This window comes from Rhizobium arsenicireducens (assembly GCF_964021225.1).
Window position 1 is genome coordinate 1,147,423 of record NZ_CAXHYK020000001.1, and the last position, 16,808, is coordinate 1,164,230.

At 63.0% G+C, this 16,808-nt stretch carries 17 protein-coding genes; 9 read left to right on the forward strand and 8 right to left on the reverse strand.

All coding sequences use genetic code 11. The annotated features are described in order from the left end of the window. Positions 1-16: 16 nt before the first annotated feature. Both ACWPVA_RS05380 and ACWPVA_RS05385 read left to right on the forward strand, forming a co-directional pair. On the forward strand, positions 17-388 hold the full coding sequence (locus ACWPVA_RS05380; RefSeq protein WP_454286699.1) for an Hpt domain-containing protein: 372 nt from the start codon (positions 17-19) through the stop codon (positions 386-388). Positions 389-527: 139 nt separating this feature from the next. Beyond that, positions 528-848 (forward strand): 2Fe-2S iron-sulfur cluster-binding protein, encoded by a 321-nt coding sequence (locus tag ACWPVA_RS05385; protein ID WP_454286700.1) that lies wholly within the window; start codon positions 528-530, stop codon positions 846-848. A gap of 271 nt (positions 849-1,119) precedes the next feature. Here ACWPVA_RS05385 and ACWPVA_RS05390 read toward each other — a convergent pair whose 3' ends face one another. Continuing rightward, positions 1,120-1,746, reverse strand: coding sequence for a DUF922 domain-containing Zn-dependent protease (locus ACWPVA_RS05390; protein WP_454286701.1), 627 nt, complete (start codon positions 1,744-1,746; stop codon positions 1,120-1,122). Between the two features lie 103 nt (positions 1,747-1,849). Here ACWPVA_RS05390 and folP point away from each other — a divergent pair, with 103 nt between their 5' ends. From folP to folK, 3 genes are read left to right on the forward strand one after another with little or no spacing between them, the layout of a single operon-like run. Further along, positions 1,850-2,716: a dihydropteroate synthase gene (gene folP / locus ACWPVA_RS05395; RefSeq protein WP_454289534.1), complete on the forward strand. Its 867-nt coding sequence runs from the start codon at positions 1,850-1,852 to the stop codon at positions 2,714-2,716. Next, complete coding sequence (gene folB / locus ACWPVA_RS05400; RefSeq protein ID WP_454286702.1) at positions 2,713-3,081, forward strand: dihydroneopterin aldolase; 369 nt, start codon at positions 2,713-2,715, stop codon at positions 3,079-3,081. Before folP ends, folB begins: the two co-directional genes overlap by 4 nt. Then, entirely contained in the window at positions 3,065-3,589 is a 525-nt protein-coding gene (gene folK / locus ACWPVA_RS05405; RefSeq protein ID WP_454286703.1) for a 2-amino-4-hydroxy-6-hydroxymethyldihydropteridine diphosphokinase, read from the forward strand. The genes folB and folK overlap by 17 nt, the downstream gene beginning before the upstream one ends. Positions 3,590-3,628: 39 nt before the next feature. On the opposite strand, the gene ACWPVA_RS05410 is transcribed toward folK, so the two are convergent. The 4 genes from ACWPVA_RS05410 to ACWPVA_RS05425 all read right to left on the reverse strand — a co-directional run bounded on the left by ACWPVA_RS05410 (position 3,629) and on the right by ACWPVA_RS05425 (position 7,480). Further along, the gene (locus tag ACWPVA_RS05410) at positions 3,629-4,180 is read right to left on the reverse strand and encodes a hypothetical protein (protein ID WP_454286704.1); all 552 of its coding nucleotides are present in this window, start codon (positions 4,178-4,180) and stop codon (positions 3,629-3,631) included. A gap of 132 nt (positions 4,181-4,312) precedes the next feature. Beyond that, positions 4,313-5,395, reverse strand: a complete 1,083-nt coding sequence (locus ACWPVA_RS05415; protein ID WP_454286705.1) for a YcjF family protein — start codon at positions 5,393-5,395, stop codon at positions 4,313-4,315. Then, positions 5,392-6,867, reverse strand: a complete 1,476-nt coding sequence (locus tag ACWPVA_RS05420; protein ID WP_454286706.1) for a YcjX family protein — start codon at positions 6,865-6,867, stop codon at positions 5,392-5,394. Before ACWPVA_RS05420 ends, ACWPVA_RS05415 begins: the two co-directional genes overlap by 4 nt. A gap of 115 nt (positions 6,868-6,982) precedes the next feature. Next, positions 6,983-7,480 carry a SixA phosphatase family protein gene (locus ACWPVA_RS05425; protein WP_454286707.1) on the reverse strand — a complete coding sequence of 166 codons (498 nt, stop codon included), beginning with the start codon at positions 7,478-7,480 and terminating at the stop codon, positions 6,983-6,985. A 279-nt stretch (positions 7,481-7,759) separates the two neighbouring features. Between ACWPVA_RS05425 and dksA the strand changes: the two genes are divergently transcribed. Beyond that, entirely contained in the window at positions 7,760-8,179 is a 420-nt protein-coding gene (dksA, locus tag ACWPVA_RS05430) for an RNA polymerase-binding protein DksA (protein WP_028735380.1), read from the forward strand. Positions 8,180-8,270: 91 nt separating this feature from the next. Here the strand turns inward: dksA and ACWPVA_RS05435 are convergent, their stop codons facing one another. Continuing rightward, on the reverse strand, positions 8,271-9,620 hold the full coding sequence (locus ACWPVA_RS05435; RefSeq protein WP_454286708.1) for a flagellar biosynthetic protein FliO: 1,350 nt from the start codon (positions 9,618-9,620) through the stop codon (positions 8,271-8,273). Positions 9,621-9,896: 276 nt separating this feature from the next. On the opposite strand from ACWPVA_RS05435, the gene cckA reads away from it, so the two are divergent. Beyond that, positions 9,897-12,533, forward strand: a complete 2,637-nt coding sequence (gene cckA, locus ACWPVA_RS05440; RefSeq protein WP_454286709.1) for a cell cycle histidine kinase CckA — start codon at positions 9,897-9,899, stop codon at positions 12,531-12,533. A gap of 141 nt (positions 12,534-12,674) precedes the next feature. Next, complete coding sequence (locus tag ACWPVA_RS05445) at positions 12,675-13,412, forward strand: helix-turn-helix transcriptional regulator (RefSeq protein WP_454286710.1); 738 nt, start codon at positions 12,675-12,677, stop codon at positions 13,410-13,412. Positions 13,413-13,439: 27 nt separating this feature from the next. Here ACWPVA_RS05445 and ACWPVA_RS05450 read toward each other — a convergent pair whose 3' ends face one another. Further along, positions 13,440-14,366: a pseudouridine-5'-phosphate glycosidase gene (locus tag ACWPVA_RS05450; RefSeq protein WP_454286711.1), complete on the reverse strand. Its 927-nt coding sequence runs from the start codon at positions 14,364-14,366 to the stop codon at positions 13,440-13,442. Between the two features lie 28 nt (positions 14,367-14,394). Next, a complete protein-coding gene (locus ACWPVA_RS05455; RefSeq protein WP_454286712.1) occupies positions 14,395-15,339 on the reverse strand; it encodes a carbohydrate kinase family protein in 945 nt (314 codons plus the stop codon). A gap of 242 nt (positions 15,340-15,581) precedes the next feature. Between ACWPVA_RS05455 and recA the strand changes: the two genes are divergently transcribed. After that, complete coding sequence (gene recA / locus ACWPVA_RS05460) at positions 15,582-16,667, forward strand: recombinase RecA (protein ID WP_454286713.1); 1,086 nt, start codon at positions 15,582-15,584, stop codon at positions 16,665-16,667. Positions 16,668-16,808 lie beyond the last annotated feature (141 nt).

Here is a 16,808-nt window from a genome sequence, read left to right on the forward strand (position 1 = left end):
AGAAGGAAATCGACCCATGGCTGCGCCCAGTATTGCGTTCGAAGCCCCCGAGAATACCGGTGGGCGTTGCCCCTCGAAAGATCGTCCGATCGACCTCGTTCAACTGGCGACAAGGACCAAGGGCGACAAGGCGGTGGAAATCGAAATCCTGCAGATCTTTGCCCGCCAGGCCCGCGGTTGCCTCCAGGCTCTCGCCAACGAAGTCGAGGCCGCGGCCAGAGTGACGATCGCTGCGCGTCTGAAGAATGCTGCCGGGGCAGTCGGGGCCCACGCCGTACTGCGGTCTGCCGAGGCGGTCGAGCGTGAGGGTGCGGATGCCGGCCAACTCGCCACGGTCGCCGCGAGCGTGATCGAGGCGGAGAACTTCATCCTGAAGCTCTGCCGCTGAGCGCTCTGCGTGCGCACGGTTCCCTTGGTGCAATGCGGTAGAGCTAGCGGAAATTCGGTTGTCGTAATGTTGACTGCCCGCCGGATTTGGGTGATGACTTCGCGGTTTTTTGCAATCGGCGAAGTCTGGACACCTCATCATGGCACAACTCACCATCATCGCTTTCGACGGTACGCGTTTTGAGATCGCTGCGGACGAAGGATCCACGGTCATGGAGAATGCCGTGCGCAATTCCGTTCCCGGTATCGAGGCCGAATGCGGCGGCGCCTGCGCCTGCGCGACCTGTCATGTCTATGTCGACGAGGCCTGGACCGAGAAGGTTGGGGCTCCTTCGCCTATGGAAGAGGACATGCTCGACTTTGCCGTGGATGTTCAGCCCAATTCCCGTCTTTCCTGCCAGATCAAGGTCACGCCGACGCTCGACGGTCTCGTTGTGCGCGTTCCTGAACGCCAGGGCTGATCTTCGGCAAAAAAAGCCTCGCTCATCGACAAGCGACGAGCGAGGCAGGAGGGCGCATCGCCATGATCAGGCGAGGGAGGAACACCTGTGGCTCCTGGATGCGCCAGGGAGAACTCGGGAACCCAACACGTGAACGACTGAGTGTTATGACATTTATATTTCAGCGTTTGTTCAAGTACCACACCGAGAAATAGCCAGTTATTCACAGGCTCGCGTGCAAGTTTCGCGCAAGCTCTGTGGCATTTTTGCCTGTCTAATAGGCTGAACCACCTTAGTTTTTAGGGGAGTTCTGTTTCGCCCGATAATCGAGGATGCGAATCATCCGCTTCTCGAAGTTCACGGCTTCGACACGGTCGAAACGCATCTGTGCGGCGTCATGCGCGGCGACGACCTTGTCGGTAGCCTCGGTGACCTTTGCCTGCATGGCCTCGCAGTCCCGTTGCGGGCGCAGCGACTTCAGCGTCTTTTCCAGCCGGCGGGCATAGTCCCTCGCGATCTCCGCGTGACGTTCTTCGTGGCGCTTGATGTCGCTCGACAAGGCGTCCCAGATAAGCGCAATATCGCCCTTTGCCCTTTTGCGGTTCTTCCAGCGGGGCAGGACGAGGCGCGTGTCGAGGGTCACATCGACACTGCCGACCCGGCAACGCCCCGCAGACTCCACATATCCCAGTTCCCCGCCGAACTTGATTTGCGTCGCACCTGGATGACGCGATCCGCTGGCACGGGTCATCGGACCTCGGCGCTCAAGCTCGCGGTCAAGTTCCTCCGCGGTGGTGCCGCCGATCTGAAAATAGGAGATCGACTTGCGGACGATTGTTTCGGCCTCGGTCGTGCCGCTCAGAGCGAGCCACAGTGCTGCGGCGGCGGTGAGGACGCCTAAACGGCGTTCAGTCTTCATTCTTGATGGCTCGCTAAGTTGAATTCGCCGCGACCTTGGGGCATAGGCTGTGAAAGTGCAATATCAGCACAAGCAAATTCTCGCCGGGAAGGACAGCAGCGTGATCAGGGCAACGACCGGATACTGGCGCGCGGCCCACGGGCTCGGAATCGCGCTTGAGGCTAAGGGCAGGCTGATGGCGATCGTCAACGTCACGCCGGATTCCTTTTCCGACGGGGGGCGGCACTTCAGTGTGGACCGGGCGGTTGAACACGCGCTTTCTTGTCTCTCCGATGGTGCCGAGATCCTCGACATCGGCGGTGAATCAACCCGGCCGGGTGCAACACCGGTAAGCGCCGCTGAGGAGCAGGATCGCGTCCTGCCGGTGATCGAACAGTTGGCGCGCGAGACAGATGCGCTGATTTCGATCGACACCTACCGCGCCGACACGGCGCGTCGGGCAATCGCGGCCGGTGCTCACATCATCAACGATGTCCACGGGTTGCAGCGGGAACCGGAGATTGCGGCGATCGCCGCGGAATACGGAGCGGGGCTGTGCGTCATGCACACGGGGCGAGGCCGCGACCGGCTGGCCGATGTCGTCGCCGACCAGTTCGACTACCTCGAACGTTCGCTGGCGATCGCCGCTGCGGCGAAGGTGGCCCGCGAGACGATTGTGCTGGACCCTGGTTTTGGATTCGCCAAGGAAACGGTCGAGGAGAACATGGCGCTGATGGCGCGCTGTGACGAACTGCTGGCGCTCGGTTATCCGCTCCTGGTTGGGACGTCGCGCAAGCGCTTCCTCGGGACGCTGACCGGCCGGGAAGCAGGCGAGCGCGATGCGGCGACCGCCGCGACCACTGTGCTCTTGCGGATGAAGGGCGCTTCGGTTTTCCGGGTGCACAATGTCGCGATTAACCGGGATGCTCTGGCGATCGCCGATGCTATGATCGCGGCGCAACGAGAAGCCGGCAAGGAACAGGCACTATGACGGACATCTACACAATCACGCTGGAGAATTGCGCGTTCTTCGCCCGTCACGGGGTCTATGCCGAGGAAGAGTTTCTCGGCCAGCGCTTCTTCATCGATGCCGAGTTCGACGTTGCAGCCGGAACCGCGCTCGAGAATGATGATATCGACGGCACTGTCGACTATGGGATCGCCTTCAAGGTGATCGAGGATACGGTCACAAATAGCCGACGCTACCTGATCGAGGCGCTGGCACTGGCAATTGCCAAGGAGCTATGCACTCGCTTCCCTATGATCCGGCGGGCGAAGATCACTGTCCGCAAGCCGAGCGCTCCGGTTCCAGGCATCCTCGATTATGTGCAGGTGAGCGTTGAGCATTTCAATTGAGGACGGCTGGCGTCGCGCAACGCTCGGGCTCGGCGGCAATATCGGCGATCCGGTTGCGGCCATGGCGCTTGCGCTGCGCCGGCTCGATGCGCGCGCGGATTGCCGGGTAACGGCGGTGTCGCGACTCTACCGTACGCCGCCCTGGGGCAAGATCGACCAGGCCGACTTTTACAATGCATGTGCGACTATCGAAACGACGCTTTCCCCGCTGCGACTGCTCGAAGCGTGCCTGGAGATCGAGCGCGACATGAAGCGGATCAGGACCGAGCGCTGGGGCCCGCGCACCATTGACATCGATGTTCTGACCTTTGACGGGCTGGAAATCGCCGAGGACGCGCTGACCGTACCGCATCCGCGCATGACCGAACGCGCTTTCGTCCTGATGCCGCTCGCCGATATCGCTGGCGACCTCAAGGTGAAGGGAAGGGCGGTCTCGGATTGGTTGGCCGCGACCGGTGCCGAAGGGATTGTGGTGGCAAACGAAAACCGCGCCTGGTGGCGCGGCTGAGGAATAGTTAATCGGCTGGCGACTGGGGCCGACAGCGCGTCAGTTCTTGATCGCGCCGGCGTAGGCTTCGGCCTGGCGATTCAGCTTCAGGCCGATCACAGGTATCATGCGATCCTCGACCTTGACCGAAATCGTGATGTTCAAGGCGCTGTCGTTGTGCAGGCGAGCGACCATGGCGCCGTTCAGCTTTTTGCGGTTGATACCCATCACGACGCGATCGCCGGTCACGGCGCCGGAAACGATGTCGAGGCCCTTGCCTTCCGCGCCGTCGAGGAACTGACCCTGGTACTTGCCGCCGACCTCGGAAATTGTCGCTTTCATCGGCTGGGAGAATACACCGACGCGGCAGGTGCCGTCGAGCGTCAGCCCTGTCAGGTTGCCGTCGGCTGGCAGGCCGGTGAGGCTACAGGTGAACTTGGTGCCCTTGTACTTGCCGGCTACGATCTCGCCCGGGCCTTTCCAGACACCGGCGACCGATTGGAAAAAGCGCTTGTCGCGCGATGCGGCATCGGCCACGGGTGCCGAGGCAACCATTGCGGCGACGGACATGGCGATGATGCGGCCGAATGGCGAGATGAAACGATGTGACATCGACTTACCTTGGTACGAGCAACCAGAATACCCGCAGGCAGACTACCCTGGGAATGGTTAACGCATCATTGCACTAGCCGCAAATGGCGCGGCGGGCAACGGCAAAAGAGGGCACGCGAGACCGGCTCTTTCCTACTTCGCGGCCTGGGTGGGTTTGCCGGTCATGCTGGGCGTTAGGTCCGAGATGAAATCGCCGATGCCGGGTCGTTTCACGGCCCGGAACGGCAGGGGGCGGCAGAGATCCATGGCGGCGATGCCGATTCGCGCGGTCATCAGACCGTTGATCACGCCTTCGCCCAGCCGCGCCGAGAGCCTTGAGGCGAGTCCGTGGCCGAGGATCTGCTGGGCCAGACCATCGCCGACGGCAATCGATCCGGTGATTGCGAGATGTGCGATGACGTCGCGCATGAGCCGCAGCATGCCGACCGTACCCGGCCGTCCGCCGTAGAGCTCGGCCATGGCGCGCACCAGGCGGAAGACTTCGAACAGCACATAGGCCAGATCGACGATGGCACGCGGACTGACCGCAGTAACCACCGACACGCGCTTTGCTGCGCCGAGGATGAGGCCGCGCGCCCTCATGTCGAGCGGAGCCAGCAATTCGCGTTCGGCAAGTTCAATCAGCTGCGGAGCGTCGATGATGTCGTCCTCCGTCGCTTCGAGCGTCGCCCGGCCACGGGCGGTCTCCGGGCGCGATGAAACAAGGCGGGTCAATTGCCGGACAAGAGCCCTGGCCGCGGGTTTTCGCCCTTCCGCCGCGGCCTTCTCAGCGTCGGCCTTGAGGTTCTGGACAGCTTCGAGGCGGTAGAGGCCTATGGCCTCGCGTGCCAGCAGGAGGAAGAGTGCGAGAAGGCCGACGGCAAGCACGGCCATGGCGGCATAGCCGAGCCAGTCGGATCGCGCGAACAGGTCGCGAATCAACCCGTCGAGCCAGAGCCCGATCGCCAGCGAGACGAGCAGGCCGAAAGCGCCGGCGGCGATCTTGCCGAGAGACAGGCCTCTGCGATGCGGCCTTGCGATGGCAATCGGGTCGATCGCGTCGAGTTCGGCGCCGAGAAAGGGGTCGGCCTCGTCGGGCACGATTTCGACGCCGTCGTCGAAGCATTGCGGCGCCCTCGGGCCTATGTTCTTCGGAGCGGTCGTTTCCTCCGGTTCGACGGCGAAGGAAGCCGGATGACGGCGAGGGGCCTCTGGCGAAAGCGGTGGCCTTTTCATGCGAGGCGATCTCCGAACAGGAACTGCATGGCGCGGTCGAGCCGGATATGCGGCACGGAAAGCGTGATCCCGCCGGCGGTTTCCTCGATCAACGGGGGGCGGAAACGAACGATGTCGAGATCGGGCAGGTCCAGATGCTCGGCGCCTTCGTCGATCGAGCGAAAGAAGGCCAGTGGGTCTTCCGGCAGATCGCCCGGGAAAACGGCGGTCTTGCGCATGCCGTCGAAGCGATCGGCCCCAACCTTCTCGCCTTCGATCGGTGTACCGACGATCACCGGCAGCTCGTGGCCGTCGCGCTTGACGGTTGCTTCGCGGGTCGCGCGGACCGAGGCGATCGCCATGACGTCGATGCCGGCGCCCGACATGCCGATCGTCTGGATCGCCCTGTCGACAAGGCGGCGCGTGATCGCCTGCAGCCTGTCGTGGCTTTCGTGGTGCAGGTGGTCGGCCTTCGTGGCGGCGACCAGCACCCGGTCGATCCGTCGGCGGATCAGCGAGGTCAGCATGTTGTTCGTGCCGGCGCGGAAGCAGGCGAGCACGTCGGCCAGTGCCCGCTCGAGATCCTGCACGGCTTCCGGACCGCGATTGATCGCCTGGAGCGCGTCGACCAGCACGATCTGCCGGTCGAGCCGGGCGAAGTGCTCGCGAAAGAAGGGCTTCACAACGACTGACTTGTAGGCCTCGTAGCGGCGCTCCATCATCGCGCGCAGAGATCCCTTCGGCGCGCGCGTCTCTGGTATGCCGACGAGGGGCGCGAAGGTCAGCGCGGGAGAGCCGTCCAGATCGCCGGGCATGAGGAAACGGCCGGGTGGCAGGGTCGACAGCGAACGCTCGTCGGCCTTGCAGGCGCGCAGATAGGTGGTGAACGTGGTCGCCAGTTGCCGCGCCACCATCTCGTTTGCGGGCGCGTCCATGTCGATCGCAGCGCACAGGTCGAGCCAATCGCGCGCCAGTTCGGCACGTATGCCGGTGCGGGCAAGGTCGGTCGTCGCCTCGCTGAACTGGCGGAAGTCCTGTCCGAGCAGCGGCAGGTCGAGCAGCCATTCGCCGGGATAGTCGACAATGTCGATCGACAGCCGCCCGGGCGAAAACATCCGGTTCCAGCCGCTAGCGCTCTTGTACTCGATGGTCAGCCGAAGTTCCGAAATCGCGCGCGTCGAATCCGGCCAGACCCGGTCTCGCACCAGCGCACGGATATGATCCTCATACTGGAAGCGCGGTACGGCGTCGTCGGGCTGCTCCTCCAGCCGTGTTGCGCTGACGCGACCCGAGCGGACCGGCTCGAACAGGGGGAGCCGTCCGCCATGCAGAAGGTTGTGGACCAGGGAGGAAATGAAAACCGTCTTTCCCGCGCGTGATAGGCCGGTGACGCCGAGGCGCAGCGTCGGATTGACGAGATTGGCGGCGCGGTCGGCAATATTGTCGAACGCGATGGCGGCTTCGTCGGTCAGGCTGGTCAAGGATGGCGGCAATTCATTCGTCCCTGCGTGATGTGCGTCCCGTCATATAGGAAGCTTACCGGCGCGGAAACAAGAACGGGACCGGCGCCGGATCGTCGCGGGCGTCAAGCGGTCGTCGCGGCGGCGTTCAACCGACGAGAAAATCGTGCAGTATCCATCGGTCACCGTCGCCGCTGCGATCCAGGACTGCCAGACCGGCGGTCGGATAGCCTTCCGGGATCGTGCGGTTGACGACATCCATCCCGACGAGCCTGGCAAACAGTTCTTCGATCGCCGGATTGTGACCGACCACCATGACCGAGGGGGCGCTGTCCAAACGATCAAGGGCGTCGGTGTAGATTTCGGCCGGTGCATTGTAGAGTTCATCGATGTAGCGAAACTCGGTTTCGCCGTCGATCGCGCGCTGCACAGCCTCGGCCGTCTGTCGGCACCGCATCGCCGATGACGAAAGTACCAGACTGGGGCGATAGCCGCGCGTGGCCGCCTCTTCGGCGACCTGAGCCGCCTCTGCACAACCGGCCTGATCCAGGGTGCGGTCGAAGTCCCGTCCGCCGGGCATGGCCCAGCCGGACTTTGCATGCCTCAGGAGGTAGATGCGTTCAGGGGGCGAGGCAAGGAGGGTCATCCGAGGAAATTCCGCGACTGGGCTTCTTATCCTGAACTAGCTTTTGTCGGGGAGGTCCGTCAACCGCCGTTCAAACCGATTAGACCACAGTAGTGTATGCAGCGTGAGGCTTCTCAGGGCGCCTGACTGCCGAATTCGAAAATAGTGGTTAAAAAATATGCCTTTAGCCTAAAAATATGACAGATTTAAAAATGGCTTAATACGCGGCCATTAGGCTTGAACCCCGGTTATTGAAAGGATATACAGCCCGCCATTGAGATGTTCTTCAGGAGAATCGCGTTGAGTGAGAAGATCAATCTTAGCAATTATGTGCTCTCGGAAGACGATGAGTTCATGAACGCGAGCCAGAGAGCTTACTTCCGTGCCAAGCTCGTCGCATGGAAGAACGACATCCTTAGGGAAGCGCGTGAAACGCTCGGTCACCTTGCCGAAGAGAGCGCCAACCATCCCGATCTTGCAGACCGGGCTTCCTCCGAAACTGATCGTGCCATCGAGCTTCGTGCCCGCGACCGGCAGCGCAAGTTGATTTCCAAGATCGACGCAGCCCTGCAGCGGATCGATGACGGAACTTATGGCTATTGCGAAGAGACGGGTGAGCCGATCGGCTTGAAGCGGCTGGACGCACGGCCGATCGCGACGTTGTCGATCGAGGCGCAGGAGCGCCACGAGCGGCGCGAGAAGGTCTATCGCGACGAATAGGCAGCGCTGGACGCGTCTAGTTTTTAAGCAGAATCGGCCTTGATGCCGGGGGAGAATGCCGGCCTGTGCCGGCATTTCTCGTTAGGCGAAATCATCGGCGGTCGGCCGACATCTCGCCGAAGATGCGTGCGATCTCGTCCTGCAGGTCGGGCTCCTCGGCCGTGGTGGCGCTCGGGCGTGACTCGTCGCTGCGTATCGGCGCGGCAATTGGCGGTACGACCGGACGGTCGGCGCGCGTTTCTGGCAGGATCGGCTCGAAAGCCAGCGGTGCCTTCGCCGGGACCTCGCTGGCGGCAAGATGCAGTGCCATTTCCTCCTCAAGGACGCGCTCAAATTCGCTCGGCTCGCGATTCCGTTCGGGCACTTCGGTCGATGCCGAAGGAGGGCCGGAAGGACGGCCGATAGCCGGGGTTTCGGCAGCCGGTGAAAGAACGCGCTGGCGAGCCGCCTCCAGGATGTCGGCAGCATCGCTTTGTGGAATCGTGGTCTCCTCGGCGGCCGGTTTCGACAAGGCGAGAGCGGGGGCACCAATCGATGGGGCGATCACCGCGGCTGCGGCGACCGGGGCGGCGGAACTTGCCGAAGTCTCCATTTTTCTCGTTTCATTCGCCGGACCCAGGGGCGGAACGGCAGGGGCGAATCTATTCTCGCTGGTCGGTGAGCTGGGCGGAGCGATTTCCGCAGTAGGTCTGGCGGCTGCGACCGGCGAAGCCGACGGTGGCGCTGCCGGCGAGGGCGCCGGCGCCGATGGTGCCACCGGCCGCTCGGCCTCCAGGCTCTCAGTTATGCGGTACGCCCGTTCCGGCCCGCCGGCCGCCGGCTGCGTCACGTCCTGCCGGGGAGCCTCGATGGCACGCGGCTCTACCCTGGCCGTTGGTTGCGGTTGCGCTTCCTGGACCATAGCGGGCCGAACCGGCGGTCGCGGCGGGGGCGGCGCGGACAAGGTGGCTTGCGGCGGGGCCGTTGCCGCGGCGGACGGGGCAGCCGGACGGGCCGCTACGGATGGTTCGGGTTTCGCCACCGGTGCGGGAGGGCTCTCGCGTTGCTCAAGTGCCCGCGGGACCACGGCCGGAGTCGGCAGCTGTGTCTCGGCCGCATCGCCCGTCACCTGCATTGCCGCACCCCCGACCGGGGTGGCCGAGAGATAGGCGCGCTCATCGCCGATGCCGCTTTCGATGACGATATCGGTAGGGCCGCCGATCATCACCAGATGCTCGACATTGTCGCGACGGACCAGCACCAGCCGCCGGCGCGCATCCACCGCTGCGGCATCCAGAACCTGCAGCCGGGGCTGGCGATTGCGGCCGCCGCGAACAAAGGGCGAGGGTGCGCGGTTGCGCAGGAGCCACAGCACGATGAATAGGCACAAAAGCGCGAGGCTCACGCCGAGCGCAGCGACCAGAAAACGGTTCCCGTAGGCGGTCACCAGTTCGTCAATCATGTCGCGCTCTCCCTTTTTCCGCTTTCTGGCAGAAGACTGTCCATTTCGCAATCTCGCAAGGGCTTGAGGCCGGCTTGGGCTGGCACTTCGCGAAAAAGGTGAATGATCTTTGTTAAATGAGGCATTCCTGTGGGAATTGCTGTGTATTGCCCGACTCATTATGCCGGCTCGGAGCTTTTTGCGGCTGCCGCAAATTGCTAAAGAGTTCTACACGCCCCGATTCCCTGACACACTTCAGGCGGCGACGCGATATCCGGGCTCGAGCACGAGGCATACATGATAAGAGAGCCGAAGGGCGGAGATAACGAGGGTCCCCTGGTGGATCGCGCGGCGCGTTCGGGAACGGCGCTGCGCGTCATCCTGCTGGCCTTTGTGCTGTTGGCGGCGGCGGTCGCTTTCGTACTCTTCAAGGAGCAGCTCGACAACGAGATCGTGCTCGGAATTCTCGGCATCCTCGCCATGATGGGGATATTCTTCATCGTTGCGGCGGTTATCGGTTTCGTCGAGGTGATGCCGCAATCCCACTCGGACACGCTGGCGCGCAGCTTTCTCGCCAGCCAGCCCGACGGCATCCTGATCACCGACGAGGATGGGCGTGTCGTCTATGCCAATGCCGGCTATGGCCGCATGACCGGCGCCAGGAAGGCGACCGAGGTGCAATCCCTCGAATCTCTGCTGTCGCGCTATCGCGAATCGAGCGAAGCGCTCTATCGGCTAACCAACGGCTTGAGGGAAGGGCGAGAGGGCTACGAGGAGTTCCGCCTGCTGAAACCGCTCGGTACCCACACCGCTAACGGATCGGGAGCCCATTGGTATCGGCTGAAGGCCCGCCTACTTTCCGGCGAGCGCAGCCTGGGCAAGAAACTGCATATTTGGCAGATCAGCGACATCACCTCGGAGCGCGACGACCAGGAGCGCTTCTTCAAGGAACTGCAGCATGCGATCGACTATCTCGACCATGCGCCGGCCGGATTCTTCTCCGCCGGCCGCAAGGGCGAAATCTATTACCTGAACGCCACGTTGGCGGAGTGGCTTGGCGTCGATCTCACCCAGTTCAGCCCGGGCTCGATGACGATCGCCGACCTGGTGGCCGGCGAGGGCATGGCGCTGATTAATTCCGTGCAGGCCGAGCCCGGCCAGTCGAAGACAGAGACGCTCGATCTCGATCTGCGGCGCGTCAACGGCCAGAGCCTCCCGGTCAGACTGGTGCATCGGGTCCGTTCGGCGCGTGACGGTGCCCCCGGCGAGAGCCGCTCGATCGTGCTGGCTCGGCAGGAGGGCGGTGCCGACCAGTCTGCGTCGATTGCCTCGATGCGTTTCACCCGTTTCTTCAACAACACGCCGATGGCCATCGCTTCGGTCGATGGCGACGGGCGGATCCTGCGCACCAACGCGCCATTCATGAAACTCTTCTCAGACATGGTCAGTCGCGACGACGTCGATCGCGGGGGGCAGCTGGAAGTGGTCTTCCATGAGAGTGATCGGGAACGTTTCCATCAGGCTCTGGCCGCGGCCAAGGATCGGCAGGTCGACATCGCCCCGATCGACAGCCGTCACCCGGTCAATGAAACGCGACATTTCCGTTTCTACGTCAATGCGGTGATCGACCAGAGCGACGAGGCGCCTGAAGAGGCGGCGATCGTCTACGCGGTCGACGTGACCGATCAGAAGGCGCTCGAGACGCAGATGGCGCAGACGCAGAAGATGAATGCGGTCGGCACGCTTGCCGGCGGTATCGCGCATGACTTCAACAATGTGTTGACCGCGATCCTGCTCTCCTCCGACCATCTCCTGCTGCAGGCGCGGCCGTCGGATTCGAGCTTTGCCGACCTGATGGAAATCAAGCGCAATGCCAACCGCGCGGCGGTCCTGGTGCGCCAGCTGCTTGCCTTCTCGCGCAAGCAGACCATGCGGCCGACCGTGCTCAACCTGACCGACGTGATCGGCGATCTTCGCATGCTGGTCGACCGCCTGATCTCGGGCAGCAATGTCAAGCTGAAGGTGGAATACGGCCGCGATCTCTGGGCGGTGAAGACCGACCTGTCGCAGTTCGAGCAGGTGCTCATCAACCTTTGCGTCAACGCCCGCGACGCCATGCCGGACGGCGGTACGATCACGGTTACCACCCGCAATATCTCACCGACCGAGGCTGCGGCCTTCGACTATCGCGACCTGCCGGAGGCGGAATTCGTTGTGGTGGAAGTTGCCGATAGCGGAACCGGCATCGCGCCGGAAATCATGGACAAGATCTTCGAGCCCTTCTTCACCACGAAGGAAGTGGGCAAGGGAACGGGCCTCGGCCTTGCCATGGTCTACGGCATCGTCAAGCAGTCTGGCGGCTACATCTATCCGGAATCGGAAATGGCGCGCGGCACGACGTTCCGTATCTTCCTGCCGCGCCATATCCCCGAGGCCCTGCCGCTGAGCGTATCCGACGGTACGTCCGGCACCGGACCTGCCAGCGGTGGCGAACACGCGGGTGCCGTTGCGCAGGCGGCGGGAAGCGCGGCACCGGCTGAGCCGGCCGATCTGACCGGCAAGTCGGCCGTGGTGCTGCTGGTGGAAGACGAGGAAGCGGTCCGGCGCGGCGGCAAGCGCATGCTTGAAACCCGCGGCTATACCGTGCACGAGGCCGGCTCCGGGGTAGAGGCGCTCGACATCATGGAAGAGCTCGACGGTGCCGTCGACATTGTCGTCTCCGACGTCGTCATGCCGGAAATGGACGGTCCGACGCTGCTTACCGAGCTGCGCAAGAAGTATCCGGACCTGAAGTTCATCTTCGTCTCCGGCTATGCCGAGGATGCCTTTGCTCGCAACCTGCCGGCCGACGCGAAGTTCGGCTTCCTGCCAAAGCCGTTCTCGCTCAAGCAACTGGCCGTGGCCGTTCGCGAAATGCTCGACGGAACAAATTGACATTTGGCAAGCTCATTGGCCTACTGCTCATGGTTTTGGTCAATTCGCCGATTGCGTGGCCACGGGGCGCAAACCTGGTGAATTGACCGGTTCGGGTGCACACGGCGCCAGAACTGCAATATGGCGTGTAGTTGAGGTGCGATGGACGGGAACGGAGTTCCAGACGACAGCGGCAGGGATCTGCTCATCCGCATCCAGGCGGCAGATGGCCTGGCTGGGATCGGGACGGTGATCGGCCTTCTGTTGCGGCGTTTCAGGTTCGACTATTTCAAGCTTTTTGCCGCACGGTCCGTATCGAGTGGCTCTCTTCGGGAGCATCTTGTCCTCACCAATGTTCCATCGACCTTCATCGACGGCTTCGATGCCATCGGCGGCCTTCCGGCCGCGCCGATCCGCATTTTCGACACTTCCGACCGGCTGGTCTACCAATGGCATGTGAGCGACTTGACGGAGAAGGCGATGGCCTCTCCGCAGGTCGGGCGGCTGATGACGCTGCTTGAAGGGCACGGCATGAGCCAGGGCGCCTATGCAGCCTTGCCGACGCTTGACGGGCGCAAGCATATTTTCGGGGTCTACGGTGAGCGCGCGCCCCTGTCGCCAGCGGAACTGGATGAATTCAGTTTCCTGTCAATCCATCTTCTGGACCGTCTGGAGGCGCTGGAGAAGCTACGCGGCTGGCAGCAGACCGGCATGTCCAGCCTGGAAATCGAGTGCCTGATAATGACGGCTGCCGGTCTCGACACGGCGGCCATTGCCCAGCGGCTTTCACTGTCGACGCGCACGGTCAACTATCTTCATGGGTCGCTCTGCCGAAAGCTCGGCACCGACCGCCTCGAACATGCACTGACCGAGGCGGTCCGATTGGGCTACATCACTTGAGCCCGCGGCCGGACCGTTCGATGACTGTCAGCTGTTCATCGCCACCGCAATCTCGGCTGCCAGGCGGGCATTGTTCTCGACCAGGGCGACGTTTGTCTTCAGGCTGCGCCCGCTGGTCATGTGGAAGATCGTGTCGAGCAGGAAGGGCGTGACCTCCTTGCCGGAGATTTCCTCGCGCTCGGCGCTCGCCAGGGCCCGGCCGATATAGATCTCCATTTCTTCGCGCGCGATCTCGTATTCGGGAGGCACTGGATTGGCGATCAGCATGCCGCCTTCGATGCCGAGCTGTTCGCGCATCCGCTGGAAATTGGCGATCGCTGCCGGGCTCGGCAGGGTGAGAGGGCTCTTCAGGCCGGAGACGCGCGACCAGAAGGCCGGGAATTCCTCGCTGTCAAATGTAACGACCGGGACGCCTCGTGTCTCGAGTACTTCGAGCGTCTTGGGAATATCGAGGATCGCCTTGGGGCCTGCGGAGACGACGATTACTGCCGTGCGCGCCAGTTCCTCCAGATCGGCGGAAATGTCGAAGCTCTCCTCGGCGCCCCGATGAACACCGCCGATGCCGCCGGTGGCAAAGACCGAGATGCCGGCTCGGGCCGCGGCGATCATGGTTGCGGCGACTGTCGTCGCACCGGTGCGCCGTTCGGCCAGCGCGAAGGCGATGTCCGCCCGCGAAAGCTTCATCACCTCACGCATTTCTGCAAGGGCGGCAATCTGCGCCGGTTCGAGACCGATATGCAGAACGCCTTCGATCACCGCGATGGTGGCGGGCACAGCGCCATGCTGACGCACGATGTGTTCGACGCTGCGTGCCATTTCCAGATTGCCTGGAAAGGGCATGCCATGGGTGATGATCGTCGATTCGAGCGCAACGATCGGTGCCCCGCGCGCTTTCGCGGCGACGACCTCGGCTGAATAAACGATCGGCAGGATGGGGGAAATGGATTTGGTCATGGTTGTATCCAGGATTCTCGAGCGCGTGTCATGACAGGATAGCGGCCTCTCCCACAAGGGCCAGCCCCGACTTTAGGAGTTCGTTATTGAGATCTTTCTCCGTGCCGTGTGGCGAAATCAGGGTGATCGCGGCGCAAGCCGTCCCCTGGCGCAGGGCATCGGCGATTGTCTCCCCGGCAATCCTGGCTGACAGGAAGCCGGCGGCGAAGGCATCGCCCGCACCCGTCACATCGGAAATGGCGTCCAGCTGTGGTGGGGTCAGCAGGGCTGCGCCGTTTTCGTCAAAGGCCACGGTCGGGCCGGCGCCCATGGTCACCGTCCCGGCCCGCAAGCCGACATCGCGCAGCATGGCCGGCCAGTCGGCGGGCTGACGGGCACGGGCGCCGGCCAGGACTTCGGCCTCCGCGGCGTTCATGAAGACATGGTCCAGCCTTTGCAGCGAGGGCGTGAGCCGCAGCGCCTTGGCCGGAGAAATTGCAATCGCCGCAACAGGTTTGCCGAGATGGTTGGCGGCGGAGGCAAGGGCGGCGATCGTTTCGCCAGGCAGGTTGGCGTCGCACAGCACGTGGCTGGCCAGTATCAAACTGTCCCTCAGGGACCGGCTGCGCAGGCGACGGGCCGAAAAAAGGTCGTAGAGGGCCATGTCGGCAAGCGCCACGATCAGATTGCCGTCGCTTTCAAGAATGGCCGTATAGCTCGGCGTGGCGCGATCGAGAAAAACGACCGGGCAATCCTCGATCCCGGCCTGTTCGGCCGCTGCCGCCACCCGTTCGCCGCTGGCGTCGCCGCCGCGAGGAGCGACGAGCCTGACCCGGTGCCCGAGCCGGCCGAGATTGCAGGCCGCGTTGAAGGCCCCGCCGCCGGGTTCCTCGAGCCACTTGCCGGGATTGCTCGCACCCATGCGGGTCGGACCGTCGAGCCTGCCGCGCCGGTCGATATGGGCGCCGCCGAGGACGAGAACATCGATGCTCATGGGCTCGCTTTCAAGTGGTACAGTGGAGCGAATCGAACGGCCCGGAAAATGCCAAGCCGAAGCGCCGCGGCGGGTGCGAAGCCTGCATGGGCAGCAATGCGGACAAAAAGCGAACATGGCGTGGAATCGAACGTGATTCCAACGCGGTGTTCGGCTCTTGTCAAACGAGAACAAAACATGTACATGTGCGCCATCGGCTGCTTCATTGCCTATGCGGCTTCAATAACCTAAAGGTGGACCAGATGGCACAAAATTCTTTGCGGCTCGTAGAGGACAAATCGGTGGACAAAAGCAAGGCATTGGAGGCAGCGCTCTCGCAGATCGAACGGTCGTTCGGCAAGGGCTCGATCATGAAACTCGGCGCAAACGAGAGCGTGGTCGAAACCGAGACGATCTCGACCGGTTCGCTCAGCCTCGACATTGCGCTCGGCATCGGCGGGTTGCCGAAGGGGCGTATCATTGAAATTTACGGCCCGGAGAGCTCGGGCAAGACCACTCTGGCGCTGCAGACGATTGCAGAAGCACAGAAGAAGGGCGGCATCTGCGCCTTCGTCGATGCCGAACATGCGCTCGATCCGGTCTATGCGCGCAAGCTCGGCGTTGACCTGCAGAACCTGCTGATCTCGCAGCCGGATACCGGCGAGCAGGCGCTCGAAATCACCGATACACTGGTGCGTTCCGGCGCGATCGATGTCCTGGTCATCGACTCGGTTGCCGCACTCACCCCGCGGGCCGAAATTGAAGGTGAGATGGGCGACAGCCTGCCAGGTCTTCAGGCCCGACTGATGAGCCAGGCGCTGCGCAAGCTGACGGCATCGATTTCCCGTTCCAACACCATGGTGATCTTTATCAACCAGATCCGCATGAAGATCGGCGTCATGTTCGGTTCGCCGGAGACGACGACGGGCGGTAATGCGTTGAAATTCTACGCTTCGGTCCGTCTCGACATCCGCCGTATCGGCGCGGTCAAGGATCGCGAAGAGGTGGTCGGCAACCAGACCCGCGTCAAGGTCGTCAAGAACAAGATGGCGCCGCCCTTCAAGCAGGTCGAATTCGACATCATGTATGGCGAGGGCGTCTCGAAGACCGGCGAGCTCGTCGATCTCGGCGTCAAGGCCGGCATCGTCGAGAAGGCGGGGGCGTGGTTCTCCTACAACAGCCAGCGTCTCGGCCAGGGCCGCGAGAACGCCAAGCTTTTCCTGCGTGACAACCCGGCGCTTGCCCAGGAAATCGAGTTGGCGCTTCGTCAGAATGCCGGCCTGATTGCCGAAAAGTTCCTGCAGAACGGCGGCCCGGACAGCGAAGAGGCGGCCGGCGGCGACGAGTAATTCCGGCGCAATTTCAGTTTGCTGTTCAAAGACCGGCCACATATCGAAAGAGGTGTGGCCGGTTTTGCGTCGTGCGGCTGGACAGGGGGAATGGCGGGCGATAAAAGCCATTGATTTTCGCGGATTGGCCGGCTCCCGGCC